At 63.1% G+C, this 23229-nt stretch carries 20 protein-coding genes; 4 read left to right on the forward strand and 16 right to left on the reverse strand.

All coding sequences use genetic code 11. From position 1 onward, the window contains the following. Positions 1-44: 44 nt before the first annotated feature. The 3 genes from ACN9MO_RS26705 to ACN9MO_RS26715 form a co-directional block, all read right to left on the reverse strand. Positions 45-1046 (reverse strand): FecR family protein, encoded by a 1002-nt coding sequence (locus ACN9MO_RS26705; protein ID WP_113132563.1) that lies wholly within the window; start codon positions 1044-1046, stop codon positions 45-47. Between the two features lie 206 nt (positions 1047-1252). Beyond that, the gene (locus ACN9MO_RS26710) at positions 1253-1756 is read right to left on the reverse strand and encodes an RNA polymerase sigma factor (RefSeq protein ID WP_058330143.1); all 504 of its coding nucleotides are present in this window, start codon (positions 1754-1756) and stop codon (positions 1253-1255) included. A gap of 399 nt (positions 1757-2155) precedes the next feature. Next, a complete protein-coding gene (locus ACN9MO_RS26715) occupies positions 2156-3073 on the reverse strand; it encodes a LysR family transcriptional regulator (protein WP_057255288.1) in 918 nt (305 codons plus the stop codon). Between the two features lie 96 nt (positions 3074-3169). Here ACN9MO_RS26715 and ACN9MO_RS26720 point away from each other — a divergent pair, with 96 nt between their 5' ends. Next, positions 3170-4585, forward strand: coding sequence for an aldehyde dehydrogenase family protein (locus ACN9MO_RS26720; RefSeq protein ID WP_113132562.1), 1416 nt, complete (start codon positions 3170-3172; stop codon positions 4583-4585). A 17-nt stretch (positions 4586-4602) separates the two neighbouring features. On the opposite strand, the gene ACN9MO_RS26725 is transcribed toward ACN9MO_RS26720, so the two are convergent. Both ACN9MO_RS26725 and ACN9MO_RS26730 read right to left on the reverse strand, forming a co-directional pair. After that, positions 4603-5787, reverse strand: a complete 1185-nt coding sequence (locus ACN9MO_RS26725) for a GGDEF domain-containing protein (protein WP_113132561.1) — start codon at positions 5785-5787, stop codon at positions 4603-4605. Between the two features lie 105 nt (positions 5788-5892). Continuing rightward, a complete protein-coding gene (locus ACN9MO_RS26730; RefSeq protein ID WP_057255285.1) occupies positions 5893-6342 on the reverse strand; it encodes a winged helix-turn-helix transcriptional regulator in 450 nt (149 codons plus the stop codon). Between the two features lie 106 nt (positions 6343-6448). Between ACN9MO_RS26730 and ACN9MO_RS26735 the strand changes: the two genes are divergently transcribed. After that, positions 6449-7714 (forward strand): MFS transporter, encoded by a 1266-nt coding sequence (locus tag ACN9MO_RS26735; RefSeq protein WP_057255284.1) that lies wholly within the window; start codon positions 6449-6451, stop codon positions 7712-7714. 109 nt (positions 7715-7823) lie between these two features. On the opposite strand, the gene ACN9MO_RS26740 is transcribed toward ACN9MO_RS26735, so the two are convergent. Beyond that, positions 7824-8660: an oxidoreductase gene (locus tag ACN9MO_RS26740; protein ID WP_113132560.1), complete on the reverse strand. Its 837-nt coding sequence runs from the start codon at positions 8658-8660 to the stop codon at positions 7824-7826. A 116-nt stretch (positions 8661-8776) separates the two neighbouring features. Between ACN9MO_RS26740 and ACN9MO_RS26745 the strand changes: the two genes are divergently transcribed. Next, complete coding sequence (locus ACN9MO_RS26745; RefSeq protein ID WP_057255282.1) at positions 8777-9685, forward strand: LysR family transcriptional regulator; 909 nt, start codon at positions 8777-8779, stop codon at positions 9683-9685. A gap of 93 nt (positions 9686-9778) precedes the next feature. Here ACN9MO_RS26745 and ACN9MO_RS26750 read toward each other — a convergent pair whose 3' ends face one another. From ACN9MO_RS26750 to ACN9MO_RS26760, 3 genes are all read right to left on the reverse strand, one after another. Beyond that, positions 9779-10720: an MYG1 family protein gene (locus ACN9MO_RS26750; RefSeq protein ID WP_057255281.1), complete on the reverse strand. Its 942-nt coding sequence runs from the start codon at positions 10718-10720 to the stop codon at positions 9779-9781. A gap of 172 nt (positions 10721-10892) precedes the next feature. Further along, a complete protein-coding gene (locus ACN9MO_RS26755; protein ID WP_425987155.1) occupies positions 10893-11585 on the reverse strand; it encodes a hypothetical protein in 693 nt (230 codons plus the stop codon). Positions 11586-11702: 117 nt separating this feature from the next. After that, positions 11703-12497 (reverse strand): hypothetical protein, encoded by a 795-nt coding sequence (locus ACN9MO_RS26760; RefSeq protein WP_244495736.1) that lies wholly within the window; start codon positions 12495-12497, stop codon positions 11703-11705. 520 nt (positions 12498-13017) lie between these two features. On the opposite strand from ACN9MO_RS26760, the gene ACN9MO_RS26765 reads away from it, so the two are divergent. Beyond that, the gene (locus ACN9MO_RS26765; protein ID WP_057255277.1) at positions 13018-13461 is read left to right on the forward strand and encodes a hypothetical protein; all 444 of its coding nucleotides are present in this window, start codon (positions 13018-13020) and stop codon (positions 13459-13461) included. 92 nt (positions 13462-13553) lie between these two features. On the opposite strand, the gene ACN9MO_RS26770 is transcribed toward ACN9MO_RS26765, so the two are convergent. The 7 genes from ACN9MO_RS26770 to ACN9MO_RS26800 form a co-directional block, all read right to left on the reverse strand. Continuing rightward, a complete protein-coding gene (locus tag ACN9MO_RS26770) occupies positions 13554-14666 on the reverse strand; it encodes an ABC transporter permease (RefSeq protein WP_057255276.1) in 1113 nt (370 codons plus the stop codon). Between the two features lie 2 nt (positions 14667-14668). Beyond that, positions 14669-17455, reverse strand: a complete 2787-nt coding sequence (rbbA, locus tag ACN9MO_RS26775) for a ribosome-associated ATPase/putative transporter RbbA (protein WP_113479721.1) — start codon at positions 17453-17455, stop codon at positions 14669-14671. Further along, positions 17455-18525, reverse strand: a complete 1071-nt coding sequence (locus ACN9MO_RS26780) for an HlyD family secretion protein (protein ID WP_057255274.1) — start codon at positions 18523-18525, stop codon at positions 17455-17457. Before ACN9MO_RS26780 ends, rbbA begins: the two co-directional genes overlap by 1 nt. 266 nt (positions 18526-18791) lie before the next feature. Continuing rightward, positions 18792-19607, reverse strand: a complete 816-nt coding sequence (locus tag ACN9MO_RS26785) for an ATP-binding cassette domain-containing protein (RefSeq protein ID WP_113479722.1) — start codon at positions 19605-19607, stop codon at positions 18792-18794. Positions 19608-19660: 53 nt separating this feature from the next. Next, positions 19661-20380: a siderophore-iron reductase FhuF gene (gene fhuF, locus ACN9MO_RS26790; RefSeq protein WP_082616238.1), complete on the reverse strand. Its 720-nt coding sequence runs from the start codon at positions 20378-20380 to the stop codon at positions 19661-19663. Continuing rightward, a complete protein-coding gene (gene fhuB / locus ACN9MO_RS26795) occupies positions 20377-22341 on the reverse strand; it encodes a Fe(3+)-hydroxamate ABC transporter permease FhuB (RefSeq protein WP_057255271.1) in 1965 nt (654 codons plus the stop codon). The genes fhuF and fhuB overlap by 4 nt, the downstream gene beginning before the upstream one ends. Then, the gene (locus tag ACN9MO_RS26800) at positions 22338-23219 is read right to left on the reverse strand and encodes an iron-siderophore ABC transporter substrate-binding protein (protein WP_425987156.1); all 882 of its coding nucleotides are present in this window, start codon (positions 23217-23219) and stop codon (positions 22338-22340) included. Before ACN9MO_RS26800 ends, fhuB begins: the two co-directional genes overlap by 4 nt. Positions 23220-23229 lie beyond the last annotated feature (10 nt).

The raw sequence follows: 23229 nt of genomic DNA on the forward strand, positions 1-23229 counted from the left end.
TTTTTCACCGGTCCGCGATTTTTTCTTGAATTTTTGAGTCCAAATTAAAATTGCGTCAGAACGCGGCCATAGGATGTCACCTCGCGCACATTGCCACCAAACGGCTGAACCAATGCCTGAAGAGCGTGATCGGGATCCGTGAGATCATAGACGCCCGTCACCCGTCGCGCCGCGAGTTCGGATTGCGGGATGGAGATCCAGGCGGAATGGTAACGTTGCAGCCGCTCGGCGGCAGCCGCAACGGTGACGTTGTTGACGAACATCTTGCCACTGCGCCAGGCGCCGATCTCTTCGGTCGCGATCGCGCTTCGGGTGACAGCACCCGTCGCATGCGCCACCGTCGCCATTTCTCCCGGCGCGAGTTCGAAATTCTGCTTATGGTTTTCGCCGCTATACGAAACGGCCACCGTGCCGTGGGCGAGCTCGACCGTTGTCTCCGTACTCGCAAGCTGCACGTCAAAAGAGGTGCCGAGAACCGAAACCTCCACGCCGCCGGCATCGACGACGAACGGACGCGACGGGTCGCGCGCGACATCGAAATAGGCTTCGCCCTTTAGAAGCCGGACGTGCCGGGCCGCGGTGTTGATCTCGGTGGCGATAGCACTGCCGCCACCCATTTGGATAGTCGTGCCGTCCTCCAGCGTGATCGTCCTGCTCTGCGCGGTCTCGGTCACATGATCGGCCTGCCACCACACCAGCAGCGACGGGAGCGCGACGAACAGCACCAGGCAGGCGGCAAGCGCGATCACTGCGGTGCCGGCAACTAAGGTTCTGGCCGCCCAACGCTTCGGCTGGCGGGTGGTTGCCGCAGATGAGACTAACGGCGTCGCCCCGCGCCAAAGCTGCTCATGAACCGGCGGCACTTCTCCCAGCAATTGCCAGGTCTTCAATGCCGTCTCCCAGGATCGGACATGCAGTTCCGACCTGCCCAACCAAGTGCGGAACGCGGCTTCCGTCTCCCGACAGTTCGGACGCGCCTTCAGTTCGAGGAACCAGTCCATGGCCTCTTCGAGCAACACCTCCGGTATGTGGTTGTCCTTGGTCAAAGCTCTGCCTGCTGGTTACGTGTTCGACGAGACACTACAGCGCCGCGCGTCTTATCAGACGCGCAAAGGTCGCTGTAGCACTTTGAATTGCTGCATGTTTTCATCCTTTAATCGGGTACGATTCAAGGAAACATGCACAAGCGGAATCATTCGGTCTGTCACAAAGACGAATTACTGCGGATTTTTTTTCACGCCGGCTCAAAATTCTAGGAGGCATCGCCCGCCAGAATTGTCGCCACCCGCATCATGGCGGTGCGAACATGGCGATGTACGGTTGCGACCGAGATGTTCAGGTGGGCGGCGATTTCTTCCAGGGTGTATCCACCGAAGCGGTGCATCTCAAGGGCAACACGAACGTCCGTGGGAAGATCGTCGAGGACGCCGGAAATGCGCCGGATCTCGTCGGTCACCACGGCGATGTCTTCGGGCGTCGGCATCTCGATCGGCATCGACCAGAACGGCGGCTCGTCCTGTTCCTCCCGCGCCTCTATCTTCCGGCGCTTGAGAAGATCGAGGCACAGATTGCGGACGATCCTGTAGAGATAGGCAGGCGAGAGGCCCTGGGAACCATTGTCGGTATTGGTCGGCGCGAAGCGGATGAACGCCTCCTGCACGATGTCTTCGGCAGTCTCACGCGATCCGACGATGCGCGTGGCATAGGCGACCAAAGCGGTACGCTTGGCGAAATAGACCTGATGGCGCGTTTCCATGTCGACCAAGGCGTCTGATCCGAACAAAACAACTTTGATGTGGCGTCCAGCGTCGTTCGCACTGCTTGCCGCGACGCGATCGGTGGACCGGGTGGCCAAACGAACGCGACGTCTCTTAGCACGCGTAAATAAACTTGTCTGTAATAGTCATGTTATTTTTCCAGCCAATTGCCTCGACGCCTCGCCGCCGAGCCTGAGCGTCCTTGGCCGGAGACCGTATCCCGTTGCAGAAGCGGAACTTTTCGCTCCGAGGGCGGATTACCTATCTGAGCGCGAACCGTGTCAACCGGACGCGGCAGGGATGGCGAACATGGCGGTTTTTCCGGTTTCTCGCCATGGCCAACGCAACGGCAGTCGAGCGCCCAACCTGTCCGGTTCGTCTCACTTTCTCATCGAGATTCAAGGCGCAACATCCGCGCCCCCGCCCTCGACACGCAGCTCTCTGACGAGCTCGATCAACGCCCGGAGCTTTGCCGGTACGTGTCGCCGGCCGGAGAAATAGAGGCAAAGGCCGTCATAGGGTGGCGTCCAATCCTCGAGAACCTGCACCAGCCGTCCGGCAGCGACGTGCTCCTGGACCGCATAGTCGGAGAGATAGGCCAGCCCTGCGCCACACAGTACCGCCTCGAGCATCAGCCCGCTCTCGTCCAGAATGAGCCGTCCGGGCACATCGATCTCCACGCTCTCGCCATGACGCGAGAACTCCCAGTGATAAATCCGGCCGCTCGCCATGCGCGCCCGAATGCAAGTGTGATTCACGAGATCGGCCGGTCGCTGAGGCGCCGCCCTCTCCCGGAAATAATCCGGCGATCCGACGACGATCATGCGCGACTGGCGCGTGACCGGCACTGCGATCATGTCCGGCGGCACCGCCTCAACCAGCCGGAAGCCGGCATCGAAGCCGAGGGCGACGATGTCCACCAGCGCATTGTCGGTCGCCACCTCCACCGCCATTTCCGGAAAGCGCCGGAGATATTCCATCAGCAGCGGCTGCAGCACCATGCGTGCCGCTCCGGGCGAGGTGTTCAGCCGAAGCGTCCCGGTCGGCCGCGACCGGGATTCCGTCACCCTCTCGACGGCACCGTCGATCGCGGCGAGAGCCGGCAGGACCTCGGCGACGAAGGCCTCGCCCGCCGCTGTGAGCGCCACCGACCGGGTCGTCCGGTTGAACAGGCGGACGTCCAGCCGCTCCTCCAGCGCCGACACGGCATGGCTGAGCGCGGAGGACGAAACGCCGAGTTCACGGGCAGCGGCCCGGAAGCCGCCGAGCCGCGCGATCGTCGTCACCGCCTCTAGTTCGGACAGACTGGGTCTCATTGCGCTATTTTCCTCATCAACCTGTCTATGATTGATGATCTTATCCTAGCGATGCTTCCGGCGCATATCCCCTTCATCGCAACAGGAAACCGAACGATGAAGATGATCGAGCAGATCTATGTCGATGGCGCTTTCGTTACCCCTGAGGGCAGCGAGCGCTTCGAGCTTTTCAATCCCGCCACCGAGGAGAAGATCGGCGAGGTTCGTCTCGGCGATGCGGAAGACGCCCGCGCCGCGATCTCAGCCGCCAGGCGCGCCTTCCCCGCGATGCGGCGCACGACACCGGCCGAGCGCATTGCCATGCTGCAGGCGCTGCGCGACGCCATCGCTGCGCACGCCGATGCCTTGCATGAGGCCATGGCGACCGAATACGGCGCACCGCAGTCCTTCCTCGCTTTCTCAGTGCCGCATGCTTCGCACGTTTTCGAGGTCGCCGCGAAGACCGTGGCTGGCTATGCCTTTACCCGGCAGATCGGCAACGCCGCGGTCGTCATGGAACCGGTTGGGGTTGCCGCCGCCATCACCCCCTGGAACAGCAACATCGGCTTCATCTGCACCAAGCTCGCCACCGCAATCGCGGCCGGCACGACGATCGTGATCAAGCCGTCGGAAATGAGCGCCATCCAGACCCAGACTCTGCTGGAAGCGCTGCACGAAGCCGGTCTGCCGCGCGGCGTGCTCAACGTCGTCAATGGCTACGGCCATGTCGTCGGCGCCGAGCTCAGCCAGAACCCTGGCATCGCCAAGATCACCTTCACCGGCTCGACCACGACCGGACGGACGATCCTTCGAACCGCGGCGGAGAGCTTCAAGCGCGTAACATTGGAGCTCGGCGGCAAGGGGCCGCAGATCCTGCTCGACGATGCCGATCTCGACCACGCCATCCCGCGCGTGCTTGCTTCCGCCTTCCGCAACAGCGGCCAGGCCTGCATTGCCGGCACCCGGCTTCTGGTGTCGGAGCGGAGACTAGCGGAAGTGACCTCGCGTCTCGCCACCGCCGTCTCGGCATTGAAGATCGGCCCTTCGAGCGACCCGACCTCGGATATCGGCCCGATGGTCAGCGCCAGACAATGGCAGCGCGTCCAGTCCTATATTCGTCTCGGTCAGGAGGACGGAGCAAAGCTGCTTGCCGGCGGCGAAGGTCGCCCGCAAGGGCTCGAACGTGGCTGGTTCGTTCGCCCCACCGTTTTCACCGATGTCACCAACGGCATGCGGATCGCGCGGGAAGAAATCTTCGGCCCCGTCCTCAGCGTTCTTTCCTATCGCAACGAAGACGAGGCGATCGCCATCGCCAACGACACGGACTATGGCCTGCAGTCCTACGTTCTCGGCACCAATGTGGAACGCATGCGCCGCGTGGCCAGCCGGCTCGAGGCCGGTCGCGTGGTCCTCAACGAGGCGCCGGCAGATGCCCAGGCTCCGTTCGGTGGCTTCAAGCATTCCGGCATCGGTCGCGAATTCGGGCCCTTCGGCCTCGAAGCCTTCCTCGAGCCGAAGGCGATCATTGGCTGAGCGGCAATCCCCGTGTTTCAGGCGACCTGCGCGCCGGCCTTCGGCGCGCTTGCCAAAGCGACCGTATTGCGGCCCATGTGCTTTGCCTCGTAGAGAGCCGCGTCTGCTTTTTGCAGCAGCTTTTCAAGCGTCGTCTCAGTCGCAAGCGCAGAGGCGACGCCCAGGCTTGCCGTCACGCACCCATTGCCAAGTCCGCGATGGGCAATGGCGAGCCGTTCGATCGCCGTGCGGATACGCTCGGCCATCGCCAACGCCTGCAGCGGCTCCCGATCCGCCACGAGCACCAGCATCTCCTCCCCGCCGAAACGGAAGACGAAGGAGGCATCATCCACCGTGTCGCGCATGCATTGCGAGACGGCGCGGATGCAGGCGTCGCCCTCGATATGGCCGTGAACGTCGTTGAACCGCTTGAAGTGGTCGATATCCAGCAGGATCGCCGAAACCGGCGCCAGGCGAGGCGCGTCGTTCCACAGCATCTCGCCAACCCGCGCCAGCGAGCGGCGGTTCAACAGTCCCGTCAGTTCATCCCGTTCGGCATTACGCTCAAGCTGACGATAGAGAAGGCTTCCTCTCAACTGGTTGAGAAAATTCTGCCTGTCCTTCTGCTCCAGAAAATAGGCGCTGACCGCCAGGAAGATCGACAGCGTCAAATAGAAGGTGATGATGCCGGAATAGGTGACATCGTCGAAGGCGCCGGTCAGGCGCGTGGTGGTGAAATGGGAAGCGCACAGCAGCGCGAGCCCGATCACGACGGCAAAGAAGCGTGGCCGCAAGGCAATGACGAAGAACAGGAAGGCGGCGGAGTTGCCGTTCTGATAGACGAACAGGTAGGAACTGGCGCTCTGCGTGGCCGCAGCCATCGGCAAGGTGACGCCCAGCACGGCGATCGCCACCGCCAGAACGTCGTAGAGAAGCGCATCCGGCCAGCGGCGCACGGCCAGGATACAGCCGATGACGAAAGGCGTGAACACCAGGAAGCGGACAACGAGCAGCTCGTTGAACACGTCGGGCAGCATCGTACGATCGCCGAAATAGACCAGATCGTAGATGAAAACGCCGATCACGCCCCAGATCACCGCGAGCCGCACACGCTCGGCCGCATATTCCTTGCGGAACAGCGCCTCGATCTCCGGCGAGAATTGCAGATAACGAAAGCCGCGCGCGATCTGGTTCTCTACCTGGTCTAGCGTGACAACGCCCATTACCAATTTCCCCGGCTGCGGAAGGACTCCAGCAAGCTAGCAGAGAAAACTGAATATTCGTCTAAAGTTAGATCGGTTCGCCTGCGCCGGGCGTTGCAGGCACGGTCAGTCTTCGGGCACCTTGATCAGGACCGTCTCGTCGGCCTCGATCGGCCTGCCATCCTGTGTGCGGATGTCGAGCTTCACAGGCAGTCCTGTTTCTTTTTCGACCAGCAGGGAATGCTCCTCGCCGGGCTGAAAGAGGTGCCTTTCGCCGAACTGGCGCAAGGCGACCATCACAGGAAAGAGGTCCCGGCCCATCGCCGTCAATTGATACTCGACCCGCGCTTTCGCCTCTCCGACGGGAACCGTCTCCAGAATGCCGCGATCGACGAGCGTGCGTAGGCGCTCCGTCAGGATGTTCTTGGCAATGCCGAGGCTCTTTTGAAAATCGCTAAAACGCCGGAGCCCGTCGAACGCATCGCGCACGATCAGCAGCGACCACCAGTCGCCAATCGCGTCCAGAGATCGCGCGCTGGGGCAGTAGTCTCCCTTGAGGCTTCTGCGCGCCACCATACGAACTCTCCTCTCTCGCGGCCACGAGATTTTGGTTGCATTATGAAACCAAATCGGTATCCATAAATTTGGTTTCATTATTAAACCGAAATAAGGAAGAAGTCCAATGGATGGTGGAGCTGCTGCGGCGTCGATCGACGCCGCAAACGACGCTGCGCGCCCAAATGCCGGAGATGCCACGGCATCACTGTTGACGCGCCCGATGATGACACTCTTTGCCCTCGCCTCTGGCCTTGCGGTCGCCAACGCCTATTTTGCCCACCCCCTGCTGGATGTGATGGCCGCGGATCTCGACCTTTCGCAGACCAGCGCCGGCTTGATCGTCGGCGCGACGCAGATCGGCTACGCGCTCGGCCTGGTCCTGCTTGTTCCTCTTGGCGACCTTTTCGATCGCCGCAAGGTCATCATCATTCAATCCCTGCTTTCCGTGGTCGCGCTCGGCTTCGTCGCCCTTTCGGCCAACGCCGAAATGCTGATGGCCGCGATCGCGGCGGTCGGCATGCTGGCCGTCCTGACACAGGCGCTGGTCGCCTATGCGGCCAGCCTGGCCCAACCGTCAGAACGCGGCCGGGTGGTGGGGTTTGTCACCAGCGGCATCGTGATCGGCATCCTCTCCGCACGCACCGTCGCGGGCCTTCTGACGGATCTCTCCGGCTGGCGATCGGTCTATCTTGCATCATGTGTCGCAACGCTCTTGATCGCCGGCCTGCTGTACAGGTTGTTGCCGCACCAGAGACGGGAAACGAGCAAGCTCAGCTACCCCCGCCTTGTCGGCTCCACCTTCAAGCTGATCTGGGAAGAGCCGGTGCTGCGCACCCGCGGCGTGATCGCCATGCTGATCTTCGCGAACGTGACGACCCTGCTCACCCCGCTTGTCCTGCCGCTGAGCGCACCGCCCTTCTCCATGTCGCATACCGAGGTCGGCCTCTTCGGTCTGGCAGGGATCGCCGGGGCTTTGGCCGCTTCTCGTGCGGGCCATTGGGCCGATCGCGGATTTGGCCAGGCGACGACGGGGATTGCACTCGCGCTTATGCTCATCGCATGGCTGCCGATCTCATTGCTGCATCACTCGATCCTGTGGCTGATCGCCGGTGTGCTCGTCCTCGACTTCGGGCTCCAGGCGGTCCACGTGACCAACCAGGCCCTGATCTATCGCGTCCGTCCGGAAGCGCAGAACCGACTGACGGCAGCCTACATGCTCTTCTATTCGCTCGGCAGCGCGATCGGATCCTCTCTCTCCACGGTCGCCTATACGCATGCGGGATGGAACGGCGTCTGCCTGATGGGCGCGGCGATCAGCCTTACCTCGCTGCTCTTCTGGCTGGCGACAAGACCTACGGGATCCAAGCATGCGGAAGACGCGCAGCGTTGAACGGTTGAGTGAGCTGCGACAGCGCGGACCGAGGTTGGCTCAGCCAACGAGAAGGCCCCGCACGATGGCGGGGCCTCTGAGGGAACGGTCGACCGCCGCTCCTCGACGCTTATGCGGCCGGTTCAAAGTCGGTCGAGAGGGACACGGCACGCCATTGGGCAAGGATTTCTGCGTCCGATGCGTGCTTGGCTTCGATCGTGGCCACCGTGTCGCTGCCAAGCGGCAACCGCACCGGCGGATTTTCGGCATCAGCGAACGAGATCAAGACCTCTGCCAGCCTGTCGGGATTGCCCGGCTGGTTATGGCTGATCTCCTTCGCCTTGCTGCGAACGAAGCCGGCCGTCTCGGCATAGTCCTCGATCTCGATCGGGCTGATGCCGAGTGAGGTCGAGTCGAGAAAGTCGGTGCGGAAGTAACCGGGTTCGATCGCCGTCGCATGGATACCGAGCGGGGCAAGCTCTGCTGCGAGCGCTTCGGTCAGGCCTTCAACGGCAAACTTCGTCGAGCAATAGACCCCGAAGCCAGGGCCGCTGCGATAGCCGCCGATCGACGAGAAGTTCAGGATGCGTCCCGAACGCTGGCGGCGCATGTGCGGCAGCACGGCACGGGTGACGGCCAGCAGGCCGAAGACGTTGGTGCGATACAGGGCCTCGATCTCGGCACCGCTTGCCTCTTCGACCGCACCGAGCAGTCCGTAGCCGGCATTGTTGACCAGAACATCGATCCGGCCAAAGCGGGCGATCGCCTGCCCGACGGCCTGATGCGCCTGGGACCCGTCGGTAACATCGAGCGCTACGGCCAGAAGGTTGGGCTGTTTGCCGAAACGCTCGGCGATCGCCTTCGGATTGCGCGCCGTCGCGACGACCTGATCGCCCTTGGCGAGTGCCTTCTCAACGATGAGAGCACCAAATCCACGGGATGCTCCGGTAACGAACCATGTATGCATGTGAACCTCCTGTTTGTTTCGCCGCTCCATCGTCGGCGGCTGAGAAGGTTTTACCGCGCTCCATCTGCTGAGAAAATCGACTGGATTCTCCTTGAGCTAATGAGTAAGATTCATCAATGAGAACCGTATCGCCTTCCGACCTGTCCTCCTTCCTGGCTTTGGCCCGGCACCGAAGCTTCCGCCGCGCCGCTGACGAGGTCGGCTGCACGCCATCGGCACTCAGCCATGCCCTGAAGGCACTTGAGGAGCGGCTCGATCTCCGCCTCTTCAACCGAACGACCCGCAGCGTCGCGTTGACGGAAGCGGGCGAACTTCTGCTCGCGCGCGTCGCCCCCGCCTTCCGCGACATCGAGGATGCGCTTGACGACCTCAACAACTTCCGGGGCACACCTGTCGGGCGCTTGAAACTCAATGCGGCGCGCGCCTCCGCGAAGATGGTGCTTCTGCCTTTGGTCGCACGCTTTCTCGAAGCCTACCCGAAAATCAGCATCGAGATCGTCACCGACAACGACCTCGTCGACATGGTGTCGGAGGGTTTCGACGCCGGCGTTCGTTTCGGCGAGGTCATCGCGCAGGACATGATTGCCGTACCGATCGGGCCGCGCCAGCGCACGGCGATTGTGGCAACGCGTTCCTTCTTCGAGCGCTTTCCAAAACCGACCGCTCCCGATCACCTGAGGGAACTCCCCTGTGTCGGACTGCGCTTCGGCAGCGGCCGGCTTTACGCATGGGAATTCGAGCGCGGCGGCGTGGAACTTCAGGTCGAAGTGAGCGGCCCCCTGATCGTCGACGACCAGGACATGATGGTGGACGCTGCCCTTGCCGGAGCCGGCGTGACCTTCACCTTCGAGGATCAGGTGCTGTCGCTGATAGACGAAGGAAAACTTGTTCGGGTGCTCGAGGACTGGTGCCCCTACTACGGCGGCCTCTATCTATACTATCCGAGCCGACGGCAAATGCCGGCGGCGCTACGCGCCTTCGTCGATTTCATCAGGACTGCGGGTAGCGGGCTCGCCAAAAGCTAGCGCGAAGCTGCGTCTTGTGGCCGACCGCGCCGCGGTCGGACCATGTGCAGCCGATTCCGGGCAGCGCCGGCCCGAAGCAGGGCATGTCCTGGCTTACGCCTTGGTTTCACTTGCAAGCGACGTGGCCTCTGCGACGGCCAACGCGGCCATGGCAAGGGCAGCTTCGCGCGTTGCGGCAGCCGCGATGAAGCGGCCATTGTGGCAGAAGCTTGCGCCCGCGACCCCGCAGGCCGCTTCCAGTTCTCCGTTGGTCAGGCCGGCCCAGGCTGCGGGCAGGTCTGCGCGAAGCTCAAAGCCCTCATCGGCCTTGCGGATGCCCGTCAGGCACCAGTCTTTGTCACGCGGGTGAACGACGAACAACAGGTGATCGGCACCGGACTTCACGACGGCCGGACGGAAGGGCATGCCCATCGGCAGCTCGAGAACGCGACCATCCCCGGCACGGGCGATTTGCTGAAGAACGAGTGCCTCGGCTCTGAGCTTGGCGGCGCGCTGGGCGACGCTGGCCTCGACGAGCGCACGGGCAACCGCCAGGGCCGCCTGAAAGCCGCGATCGTCAGCCTCCTGGCCGGCCTCGTCGAAAACCGGCTTCAAGGTTTCCAAAAGCGCCGGCAGGGTGAGCCCTGCGAGCGGCCCGGCAACGGAAGGGTCGAGCGCACCATTATCCACCAGGTCGACCGGAAGCACGAAGCGTGCATCAAAGGCCGCATGGACCGCCTCGATATGGTCTTCAGGAACGCCTGAAGCGGCGAGATAGTCGCGGCCGTAGTGCTTCCAGATCAGCCCGAACGAACTGTAGGGCTGGCCGTCCTCTCTCAGCGGCGCGCCGCGCTGGTGATGATCGAAGATACCGGCCGCGGCGTCATATTGGCCACCCACATCGTAGACGATACGGTCTGCACCGGGCCTGATCCATTCCGGAGCCCGACTGCGGATCAGGCGAGCCTGCGGGAAAAGCCGCGTGAGAATGACGGTGGACAACAGCTCGTCGGCATGGAAGCCACCGGAATGGGTAACGAGAAACGCTGGGATCATCCCGATTGGCCTTATGGTTCGTTGAGTACGGAACGCACCACATAGCCATTGCTTGCTGCCACCTCAACCCACCATCGCTCCTTGCCCGCCTGGAGACCCGCGTGCGTCGCCCGGAGATCTTGGCGGGAGACGGATCGACGGCCGAGACTGGCCGACAATTATTTGGGCGCAGCTACTCCAGATCCATCGTGGTGAAGACGCGGCAATTGTCGGGCGCAGGCGTGCTTTTGCAAATCTGCGCATCGACCAGTTGGTCCACTGCCAGCGTGTTCGTCAGCAGAAGGGCCTTGAACAATTGCCAGAGACCGGGATTGCCAGCCGCATCGCGCGGGCCCTCGGCCAGCATCTGGTAGCGCACGCCCATTTCATCATAGTAGGCCGCCAGCTTTTTGCTGCTGGCTTCGTTTCCAGTCACCATCGGAATCTCTTCGACGATCGTCCCTTCTCCCGCGAGCCGTCGACTGCCTGACGCAAGGACGAGCGTACATGCCTGTGAGCAGGCTCCGAGCGAAACGGCCTTGCCGATATAGGCGGCTCCCTTTTGGTCGTTTGCGGTACAGTTCTTCTGATCGCGCTGACACCCGAAGAAAACGGTCGTGCCCACCGCCACGCTCAGTTTGCTTTTGCGGATGAGGCGGCCGAGTGCCATCGCAGCCGCCATGTCGCCACCGGGCGATCGCAGGACCAATGGCAGCTTGCGGCCTGCGAGCGGCTTCAAGGTTGCCTTCAGCAGGGCCGGTGTCTTCGGCCCGATGGTGCCCGCGGCGGAAATCCACTCCGGACATGTCGGCTCGCACCCGGCCTGGTTGGAGCGCACGACGACAAACCGCATCTCCTGCTCAGCCGCCATTGCCGGCCGCTCCATCAACAGGCTTGCGGCCAGCAGACAGATTACCAGCGCAACCCGTAGCAGGCGGGGCGTGGCTGCGCCGACGGGAGAACTCCATATTCGCATTCCGGTCTCCAACCCAAATCCCCTGGTCTAACGCTTCAGGTCCGACATGACGAAAACCCGACAATTGGCGGACGCCGGTACCGTTCTGCAGGTCTCGACCGAGGTCAGCAATTCGACCCCGCCCAGCTGCGTGATCAATTTCATCTCGGTCATCGCGACGGGTTCGATCTTGCGCATATCGGAGGCGGGCGTGATCTTCATCAGATCGATAACCGTGCGGCCGATGCCCATTTCCGCGAGGTAGGCGGTCAACTCGCGCTCCTGCGCCTTGGTCATCTCGTAGATCTTGCGGCTGCCGACATTCTTGCGGCTGACGACCTTCTTGCTGGTCACCTTCTTCTTGCCGTTGACGATACGGTACTCCTCCCGATACCGCGTCTGGGTCTGAACGAAGACAGTGGTGATCTGGTGAACGCCGAGATAGGCCCATTCCCCGGCCACTCGGCGGGTTCCGCCGGCGAACATCAGCGGACAGGCCGAATTGCAGTAGGCTCCGCCCGAATAGGCGATACCGATATAGCGGGCGCCCTTGCCGTCGTTTTCGCGGCAATCCTTCTGCTGCGGCTGGCAACCGATGAAGCGGGTTTTGCCGACCGCCACTTCAAGCCTTCGCGCTCTGATGAGCCGCCCTAGCGCCAGCGCAGCGTCGACGTCTCCCCCAGGTGACGTCACCACGACCGGCAGGCGGCGCTTGCCGATGGTTTTGAGCAGCTTCTTGAACTGCGCCGGGCTTTCGCGAACGATCGTCCCCTCCGCCGATATCCACTCCGGACAGGTTGGCTCGCACCCTGGCTGACCGCTGCGAACCACGAAGAACTGCATGTCAGCGCCGCCAGCCGGCGCCGCTCGAACCGTCGCGGCCGAGGCCAGGAGCCCAACCAACAGACAGACAATGACCACTGAACGCGAGAAAACTTCTCGTGGAAATGCCATGCCGATCAAAAAACTGTCCCTCTCCCGACTGTCCCTGCGCCGGCGGTCCAGGGATCTCGCCCGATCCCTTTTCGCATCAGCGTGGTGCGCGGCCCCCCGCAAATTTCATTCTGCAAATATGACTATCAAAACAAACAGTTCTTTCGCATCCATTGCTGCGACCGTGCGCGGGATGGCGAAAGAGAAATGAAAGTTGCGTCAGTCAATAATGAAACCAAAGATAGCATGGAGCCCGAACATAAGGCAACGATCATGGACGCGGAATCGGCCGCCGGCGCGATGCGATCGACCCACCTAAGCCATTGCAGCGAGACGATAGTTGTTCGCGCGGCGGCGATCAGACGCCGAGGGGCTGGATACACCGTCGACGCTTTGACAACATAGGCGCTCAAGGCAGGATTGCGATTCGATGACGATTTTCTTTAAGGCAGCAATTTCCGACGACGTAGCATTCGGAATGATCGAGCGGTGTTTTTCCGATCCGGACGACTATGACGGCTATCTCGATATCTTTGGCGATCACACCGAGCGGACCGTTTCATGGAGCAAGGGCAGGTCGGTGGACGAGTTCAAGGCCGAGATAACCGAAGCCCTGCGGTCCGCCTGGGAGAGCGCGCGTTTCTGGCAGGTATACGAGCGGCGCGAAGACCGGGACGATGCCGGAACCAATGAAATCCGGCGCGCCGCCATCAATCTGACGCGCACCTATGGCGGCGTCATCGTGATCACGTTGAGCCTGCTTGGCAGACGCAGCAGCACGCACGATCTCGAACTGGTGTTTGTCTGCTTCCAGGAAGACGCCCAACGCCGGAATTTTCGCGTGCGCTACGACGGAAAGTTCATTCCCGCCTGACGCCTCGCGCACGGTGCCGACAATAGCGTTTTTCCGACAAAGCGCTGGTCGGTCGGCACGTCACGTCAACCGATCAGCCATGTATGGGATGCCTACTTCAGGAACACCCGGAAGCGCCGCATGGCAAAGGCGAAGAGGATGGCGCCGATCAGCAGCAAGGCAAGAAGCTGAGGCCAGACCACGTCCAGACCGGCATCGCGAAAGAGAACCGCCTGCGCCAGAATGACGAAGTGTGTGTTCGGCGCCGCCAGCATGATGTTCTGGATGATCTCGGGCATGCTTTCGCGCGGCGTCATGCCCCCGGAGAGGGCCTGTAGCGGCAAGAGTACGAGCATCAGCAGCAGACCGAACTGTGGCATGGAGCCGGCAATCGTGGCAAGCAGGATGCCCATCGAGGTGGTCGCAAAGAGTTGCAGGGCCGTTGCCAGCAGGAACAGCGCGAACGAGCCCTGCACCGGAACCGCAAGCGCGCCCTTGACGACGACGATCAGCGAGACCGCCGAGGCGAGCAGCACCACCAGCCCCATCGACCAGACCTTGCTGACCATGATTTCGAACGGGGTCACGGGCATGACCAGGAGGTGCTCCACCGTCCCGTGTTCGCGCTCGCGGATGAGGGCGGCACCCGTGAGCACGATTGACAGGATGGTGATGTTGGTGATGACGTTCATCACCGCGCCGAACCAGCCCTTGTTGAGCTCGGCATTGAACCGCGCCCGCAGAACCAGATCGACCGGCAGTTTCTGCTCGCTGCGGTGACGATCGAGGAAGCCCGAGACCTCGCCGGTGACGATCTGCTGGATGTAGCCATTGCCGGAAAAGGCCTGGCTCATGCGCGTTGCGTCGACATTGAGCTGGATCGTCGGGGAGCGGCCGGCCAATAGATCCGTCTGGAAATTCGGCGGAATGTCGAGCGCGAAGGTATCGAGCCCCTGGTCCATGCGGCGGTCCATTTCCGCCGGCGTGATCATCTGCGGCGGCACGAAATAGGGCGGATAGAAAGCCGTCGAGATCCGCGTCGAAACCGGCGAGCGGTCCTCGTCGACGATGGCGATTGCCGCACGGTTCAGCGTTTCCGGCATCGCGGTCGAGCCGGTATAGACCGACAGCGTGAAGGAATAGACGATCAGGATCAGCAGGATCGGATCGCGCCAGAGCCCCCAGAGTTCCTTGATGCCGAGATGGTAGATATGGGACAGGCGCATCGTCACCTCGCCTGTTTCTTGAGGGATAGCGTGCCCACCGCGAGCAGCACCGGCACCGCGATCAGCATCGGCACGAAGGCGCCGCCGAGGTCACCGAAGCCCAGAGCCTTGGAAAAGGTACCGCGGGCGATCGTCATGAAATGTGTGGTCGGGTAGATCTGGCCGATGAAGGCGCCCGCCCCTTCGAGCGAGGAGACCGGATCGATCATCCCGGAATACTGGATTGCCGGAATGAGCGTCAGGATCGCCGTGCCGAAGATCGCGGCGATCTGGCTCGACATGAAGGTCGAGATGACGAGCCCCATGGCCGTTGCCGCCGAGACGTAGATCAGCCCCGCGGCCGTCCAGGCGAGCAGACTGCCGGTAAAAGGTACCCGGAAGACGAAGATCGCGAACGCCGTCAGCAGCACGAAATTGAGCATTGCCAGAGCGATGTAGGGAATCTGTTTGCCGATCAAGAATTCGAGCCGCGTCACCGGCGAGACATAGAGATTGACGATCGACCCCAGCTCCTTCTCGCGCACGACGCTGAGCGCCGAGAGCATGGCCGGGATCAGCATCAGCAGGAGCGGGATGACCGCCGGCACCATCGCAACGATGCTCTTGACATCAGGGTTGTAGCGGAAACGCGTCTCGATCTTGAAGCTGCCGGTGGTCGCAGCCGCCCCATAGCGTTCGCGGATCTTGCCGGTCAGCCAATGGGCGTGCAGTCCCTGCACATAGCCCTTGACCGTTTCGGCACGGCTCGCCATCGCGCCATCGATCCAGGCGGCGATCTCCACCGTGTCGCCGCGCGCCGCATCGCGGGCAAAGCCCGGCGGGATCTCGATTGCGAGACTCAGTTCGCCGTTGCGCATACGCCGGTCGAGATCGGCATAGTCGGTGATCGGATCCTTCTCGATGAAGTAGCGCGAACCGGCGATCTCGAGGATGTAGTCGCGGCTGGTCGTCGTCTGGTCGCGGTCGAGCACCGCGAAGGTCAGGTCCTCGACATCCATGTTGATGCCGTAGCCGATGACGAACATCAGGATGACCGTGCCGATGGTGGCAAGCGTCGCGCGGATGGGATCGCGCACCAGTTCCAGCGCTTCGCGGCGGGTATAGCTGAACATCCGCCCGACGTCGAAAAACCCTGACTTCGGAGGCCGTTTGGTCTCGGCCGATCGTTCGGCGACCGGCTCCAACGGCGCCTTGGCCCTGACCACTGCGGGCGCCGGTTGCTTTGCCCCGGCGATCGCCTCTTCCAGATAGGCGATGAAAGCCTCCTCCAGCGTCGAGGCCGAACGGCTTTTCATTATGCCGGCCGGCGTATCGCTGACGAGCACCTTGCCCGCGTGCATCAGCGACATGCGATCGCAGCGCATCGCCTCGTTCATGAAGTGGGTGGAGATGAAGATCGTCACCTGATCGTTGCGGGAGAGATCGACGAGGATCTGCCAGAAACTGTCGCGCGCCACGGGATCGACGCCGGATGTCGGTTCATCGAGGATGAGGATATCGGGTGAATGGATCAGCGCGACCGCAAGCGAGAGCCGTTGGCGCACGCCGAGCGGCAAGGCGTCCGGCAAGGCCTCCATCACATCCGAGAGATCGAAGCGCTTCGCCAGTTCCTCGATCCGTTTGGGAATGCTGTCCGCCGCCATGCCGAACAGCTTGGCATGCAGCTCGAGGTTCTGCAGAACCGTGAGCTCGGTATAGAGCGAGAAGGCCTGCGACATGTAACCGACGCGGTGGCGCACTTCCATGTCGCGCGGGTCGACCTCGCGGCCAAAGAGTTTGGCCGTCCCTTCGCTGGCGGCAAGCAGGCCCGTCAGCATCTTCATCGTCGTCGTCTTGCCGCAGCCGTTGGAGCCGAGGAAGCCGAAGATCTCACCGCGGCCGATGCGGAAGCTGACATTGTCGACGGCGACGAAATCGCCGAAGCGCATGGTGAGGTTGTTGGCCTCGATGGCGATGTCGTCGCTCGCGCCTTCGGGGCGCGGCGGAATGACGACGTCGTGATGTTCGCCCCTGATCTCCTCGGGAAGCAGCGCGATGAAGGCGGCGTCAAGCGTGTCGACGCCGGTCTTTTCAAGCAGTTGATCGGGCGTGCCCGTTGCCAGCACCCGGCCCGCATCCATTGCCACCAGCCAATCGAAGCGCGCCGCTTCTTCCATATAGGCGGTCGCGACGATGACACTCATGCCCGGCCGCTCAGAGCGGATGTCGTCGATCAGCTCCCAGAACTGCCGTCGCGACAGGGGGTCCACGCCGGTCGTCGGCTCGTCGAGAATCAGGAGATCGGGATCGTGGATCAACGCGCAGCAAAGCCCGAGCTTCTGTTTCATGCCGCCGGAGAGCTTGCCGGCAGGGCGCTCCGCAAAGGGGGCAAGCCCGGTGCTTTCGAGCAGGCTGGCAATCCGCCTCTCGCGTTCCTCGCGATCGTGGCCGAAGAGCCGGCCAAAAAAGTCGACATTCTCGAAGACGGAAAGCGTTGGATAGAGGTTCTTCCCAAGACCCTGCGGCATGTAGGCAACACGCGGGCAGGTCCGGCGCCGATGGCCGGCATCGGCAATGTCGCCGCCAAGCACCTCGACGCGCCCCGCCTGTACGGCGCGTGCGCCGGCGACGAGTGACAGCAGGCTCGATTTCCCAACGCCGTCGGGCCCGATCAGCCCGGCCATGCAGCCCGAGGGTATGTCGAGCGTCACGTCATCCAGCGCCTTGGTCTTGCCATAGGAAAGCGTGACGGCGCTCAGACGAACCACGGGCTCTGCCGGCGGCAGGCCGGCCCGATCAGGGGCTGCCATCACTGCACCAGCGTGCCGGTCTGGCTCGCCGGCCACTCTGCATTCGGATCGACTTTCACATAGGCGACGCCCGGAAGACCGGTTTTCACCATGCGGATGTACTTCTTCAGCAGTTCCTTCGGAATTTGCGCCTTGATGCGGAAGGTCAGCTTCTGCCGCTCCTCTGCCGTCTCGACCGTCTTCGGCGTGAACTGCGCGACGTCGGCGACATAGGAAACCTTGGCGGGAATGATGTATTGCGGTGCGGCGTCCAGCACGAGCCGGACTTCGCTGCCGATCGACAGGCGTCCGGCCTGATCCGTCGGCAGGAAGAACGTCATGTAGACATCGCCGAGATCGACGAGATTAAGCACGCGGCCGCCGGCCGCCAGCACTTCGCCCGGCTGGACCACACGATACTGAATACGGCCGTCGCGCGGCGAGACCAGGGTACTGTCGTTGATGTCGGCGATGATGCTTTCGACCGACGCCTTGGCCGCCTCGACCGAGGCTTCGGCATCGACGACCTGGGACTTCGCCGAATTGATCGCCGCATTTGACGCGGCGAGCGATGCTTCCGCGGCGCTGGCGGCAGCGCGCGCGCCCTCGGCGGTGGCCCTGTCGTCGTCGAGCACCTGTTGCGAAACGGTGCTCGTCTTCACGAGTTGTTCGGACCGGGCGAGCCGCCGTTCGGCAGCGTCCAGTTGTGCGCGCCGCTGCGCGAGGACAGCCTCCGCCGCCGCCTTTTCCGCTTCGCGCTGCGTGACCAGGTTCTTCGCCGCTTCGACGCTGATGATCGCACGCTGCTGCTGCGCTTCGGCCTGCCGCTTGTGCGCTTCCAATTGCACGGTATCCATCTGGGCGAGCACCTGGCCGGCAGTGACGAAATCGCCCTCATCCACCAGGATTTCCTTTATCCGGCCTGCCGTCTTGGTCGAGATGTCGATCTCAACTGCTTCGATGCGTCCGTTGCCGCTCGCGATCCCGGCGGGTAGCGCATTGCGATCCATGTTCTGCCAGGCATAGTAGCCGCCCGCGAGCGCCAGAATGACCAGACCAACCAGGAGCCAATTCTTCCGGGCTTTTTCCATTTCAGCGTCCCACCATCAAAACGGACCACGAGAATAGCCCGCGACCACTCAAACACAACCGGGAATAGGCCCGAAGGACGAGGCTGCCGCATTGACTCATGTCAATTGCGGGTCAGGCGCCTTGGTGCCAAATGCCGGGTTGTTATTGGGATCTGTGGCTCTTGATCGCTTGGGACGGCGAAGCCCGTCCTCGCCGTTCGAGCAAACGGGACCTCTGTTCAGTACGCGCTCGGTCGGACTATCGGCCAGATCCGTGGCCGTGTGGCCTACCGCGCCAGCGCGACGCGGCGTCCGCTGACGGGCTGTTCCAGAACATCCATCTGCACGTCGTAAATCCGCGCCAATTCTTCCGGCGTCATGATGTCGGAAGGCGTGCCCTCCGCGATAAGGCGGCCGGAATGGAGCGCCACGATGCGGTCGCAGAAACGCGCGGCCATATTGATCTCGTGCAGTACCGAGATGATGGTGATGCCCTTGTCCCGGCAGAGGTCGCGGGTCAGTGCCAGCACCTCGAGCTGGTGGCCGATGTCGAGGGCGGAGATCGGCTCGTCGAGCAGCAGGCAGGTGGCATCCTGGGCGACGAGCATGGCAAGCCAAACGCGCTGGCGTTCCCCGCCCGACAGACTGTCGACCTCCCGGTTGACAAACGGCTCGATGCCGGTGACCTCGATCGCCTCTTCGACCTTCGCCTTGTCGGCCGCCCCGAAGCGGCCGAGCGCGCCGTGCCAGGGATAGCGGCCAAGTGCGATCAGTTCCCGTGCCAGCATGCCGTGTGCTGGCGGCGTATTCTGCGGCAGATAGCCGAGCCGCCGGGCGAAGGCCCGCGTTCCCCAGCCAGCAAGCGGCTTTCCCTCGAAATCGATACGCCCAGTGGTCGGCGCGAGCTGTCGCCCGATCAGCTTGAGCAGCGTCGATTTGCCGGAACCATTATGGCCGATCAGCGCGATGGAATGCCCGGCCGGGATCTCCAACGTCAGAGGGTGCAGCAGGTTGCGCCCATCGATCGCAAAGCTCACATCATGGAGCGACAGAACGGCCTGGTCGCGGGCGATGGGTGGAGTTTCAGTCGCGTGGTTCTGCATCTTTTCGTTCCGGACAGGATTGCTGGACCTGCTGTTGGTCTCATCGATAGATATCATTGACTGCAAAAGGTCGAAGCATTGATCGGGCAGGCTGTGCCGCATTTCTTCAGGCCGTCGAGCTTGTAGCGGATGCAGCAGACCTTGCGCTGGAGACAGGCACCGCCCGCGACACCCGGGATCGTCTGCGTCAGCCGAAAAAGGGGATGGTCCGCAGCGATCAGCGTCTCCATCTCGCGCAAGCGCGCCGCGACATCTACCGGCATGGCCTCCTGTGACCAAAGATCATCAACATGACGGCAGGCGCGGCAAAACGCGAAGGACGCATTGCTCCAGTGCACCCGTTCGGACGTGGCCGTCACGTTCGCCATCCGGACGATCAAAGGTCGCACATTGTCTTCGACAATCCCCCGCAGGCGCGCGCTCAACGGAGCGGGAGCCGCGCGTTTCAGCACGAACCGGACGGGCGTCGCCATATCGGATAGGCCGACCTGAACGTCCGGTAACGTCATCGAAAACCAGATGTCGTGAACGAGGCCATAGGCGATAACGGGTCTGAGCAGCCGGCCGAAGTAACCCTGCGTCCATAGCGACGCCGCGGCCCGGCGATCGCCCGGCCCCCACCGCCGCAACAGTCCATCCAGTGCGTTCGCAACCGGCCCTGGCTCGAGAATGCTGTCCAGGCTGACGAGATCATCGTCTTCAGCCGGCACTGCGTGGCTCAGGGCTGCATCCGCGAACGGAATCGGAAGCACCGGAAGCTGGTTCACCATCATCTGTGCCGTCCCAGAAGCCAGATGAGGTAGGGCGCGCCGACGAGTGCCGCGAAGAGGCCGAGCGGCAGCTCGTAGGGAAAGGTCGCCGTGCGGGCGCCGAAATCGGCAAGGGCCATCAGGATCGAGCCGAGCAGGAACGAGCCTGCCAGGTGCTGCGGCGCCGTGACGAGACCGGCGCGCAGGACGATATGCGGCGCGACGAGCCCGACAAAGCTCAAGGGCCCGACAAGCAGGGACGCCGCACCGGTCGCAGCACCCGAAAGAAGCAGAAGAAGCACGCGGCTCAACCGCACCGACAGGCCAAGCGACAGGGCGATCGACGGTCCGAAGGGCAGGATCGTCAACCAGCGGCTCAACAGCAGTGCCGCGGCAACGACGAGCAGAGAAAGAATGCCGAGGAAAATCGCAGTCGCCGGCGTTGCCGTGGATGCCGAACCACCGAGCCAGGAGAGAATTTGCCACGACCGCTGATCACCGATCGCCAGCAGCGCCGACAGGACGGCCGAACTGAAGGAACCGACCGCCACGCCCGCAAGCAACAGCTTTTCCGGCGGCAGATGCCGGCGGCTGGCAAAGACCAGCACCGCCAGCATGGCAATGAGCGCGCCGAGCCCTGCGCCAGTGAAGACCACGACTGTGCCGCCATCCGGCGCGAATGTGAGCGCTGCGGCAAAGCCAAGGCCGGCACCGCCGCTGACGCCGACGACCTCGGGGCTGGCCATTGCATTGCCGGTCATGCGCTGCAGGATCGCGCCGGTCACGGCCAGCAGGCCGCCGGCCGCGGCAGACGCCAGGAGCCGAGGCCATCTGAGCGGTGCCAAGTCGAGCGTCTCCGCCCAACTCAGGATCTTCCAGCCATGTCCGGACGGCCCGACGACGAATGCGATCGCGACAAGGACCGGCACGAGAACCAGAAAGGCGGCAAATGCTATTTTCAGATTGCCGCGGTGGACGCTTTCCCGCGCCTCGTGCGGCACTTCCATGCTTCGCACCTTGGGCAGAAGCCAGAGCAGCAAAGGACCGCCAACAAGTGCGGTGACCGCGCCCGTCGGAAAATTCTCGCTGGAGGCACGCGCGACGGTTTGCACGATGCTGTCGCAGAGCCAGAGGAAAAGCGCCCCCGCAAGTGGCGACAGCGCGACGATCGCCGCTGGGCGGCGGGCACCGCAGGCGCGCACGAAGGCTGGGGCGGCAAGGCCGACGAAGCTCACCAGGCCAACCGCTGAGGCGACGAAGCCGGCAAGTGCCGTGGCGATCGCGGCGATTGCGAAGCGAATGCCACCGAGATTGACACCCAGGCTGCGCGCGCTCGTGTCGCCAAGCCCCAACACCAACATCGGGCGGATCAACAGGCCGGCAAACAGGCCGAGGAGCACCAACTCCAGGCCAAGGCTTTGGAACACTGACCAGTCCTGCTGACTGAGGGATCCGCCGTTCCAGGTCACAAGCGACATGAGGTACTCACCCCGCGCGAGCGTCATCGCTGCGGACAGGGCTGCGGCTGTCACCCCCACAAGCAGGCCGCAGACCACCATCGTCACCGGCTCGAAAGCCCGACGCCAACCGAGCGCGAAGACGATCGCCGCTGCCCCGGCGGCGCCGGCGAGCGCGACCAAAGTTCGGTGGCCGTCGACGATCTCAGGCACATAGAGCGTCGCCGCTACGATCGCGAGCTGAGCGCCGGCCGAGATGCCGAGGGTCGAGGGATCGGCAAGCGGATTGCGCAGAAATTGCTGGAGAAGCGCCCCGGATAGTCCGAGTGCGGCGCCCGCGACCAGAGCGACCGCTGCCCTCGGGAACAGGCTATAGGCCAGGATGATCTTGTCGAGCGTGAGCTCGGCGGGAGGGGCCAACAGGTCTCCCCATTGCGAAAACGGGACCTGGCTCGATGCGGCCAGCGCGAAGAGCATGAGGCTGGCGAGCAGGCTGGCCGACAGGAAGGACCATGCCCGCATCGTCATCCGCGCCGGTCTCCTGCAAGCATCGCCTCGGCAAAGAGGCGCGCAAACCGCAGGCCCGCAGTAACACCGCCGTAGGGATTGACGTTGGCGAGCTGGATGACCCGCCCCTTGCGGACCGGCTCCAACGAATTCCAGATGATGCTGTTTCGAAGGCCACTGCGCGCCTCGACCGGCACCTCGGAAACGATGACGATGCGTGCGTCGGGATCTGCCGCCAGGTTTTCGATCGAGACGGGTGCCGCAAAGGTGAAGCGCGAACGATCCGTCCAGGCATTCGGCAGGCCGAGCCGGGCGAGCATGTCGCCGAACATGCTGTCGAAACCAAAGACGCGGACATGCCGCGCGTCGCCGATATTGACGATATAGGTGGACCTGTTCGCGAAGGGAGCGAGCGTCTGCCTAAAGCCTTCGATTTCGCCGACTATCTCCTTCAGCAGCGCCTCCGCCCTGTCGGAGCGTCCGAGACGCTCGCCGAGCGCCTTCACCGCTGCGAGCGCCTTTTCGAAAGGCGGCTCGCCCCGCACGTAGAATGGCAGGGAGAAAAGCGGCGCGATCCGGCCGAGCGCCGCCTCGTGGCGTACATAGAACGGCGTGATCAGGATCAGGTCCGGCCTGAGCAGGTGAAGCAGTTCGAAATTGGGCGAGCCGCGCAGACCGAGATCGACGACATCTGCAGGTAAGTCGGGCTCGACGGCATCGCTTCGAAACTGAATGAGCTCCGTCGCGGCGACCGGGGTAAGGCCGAGCGCGCACAGCGTCTCCAGCATCGCCCAGTCGATCGCGGCTATGCGCAAGGGCGCGCCGGCCCTGGCCATCGGCGCGGCGAGCAAAAGCGCCGCGCCGAGAAGCAGCTCCCGGCGACTGACAAAAGGACCCAATGCCCGCTCT

This window comes from Ensifer sp. R-19 (genome assembly GCF_049905105.1).
Classification (GTDB): domain Bacteria; phylum Pseudomonadota; class Alphaproteobacteria; order Rhizobiales; family Rhizobiaceae; genus Ensifer.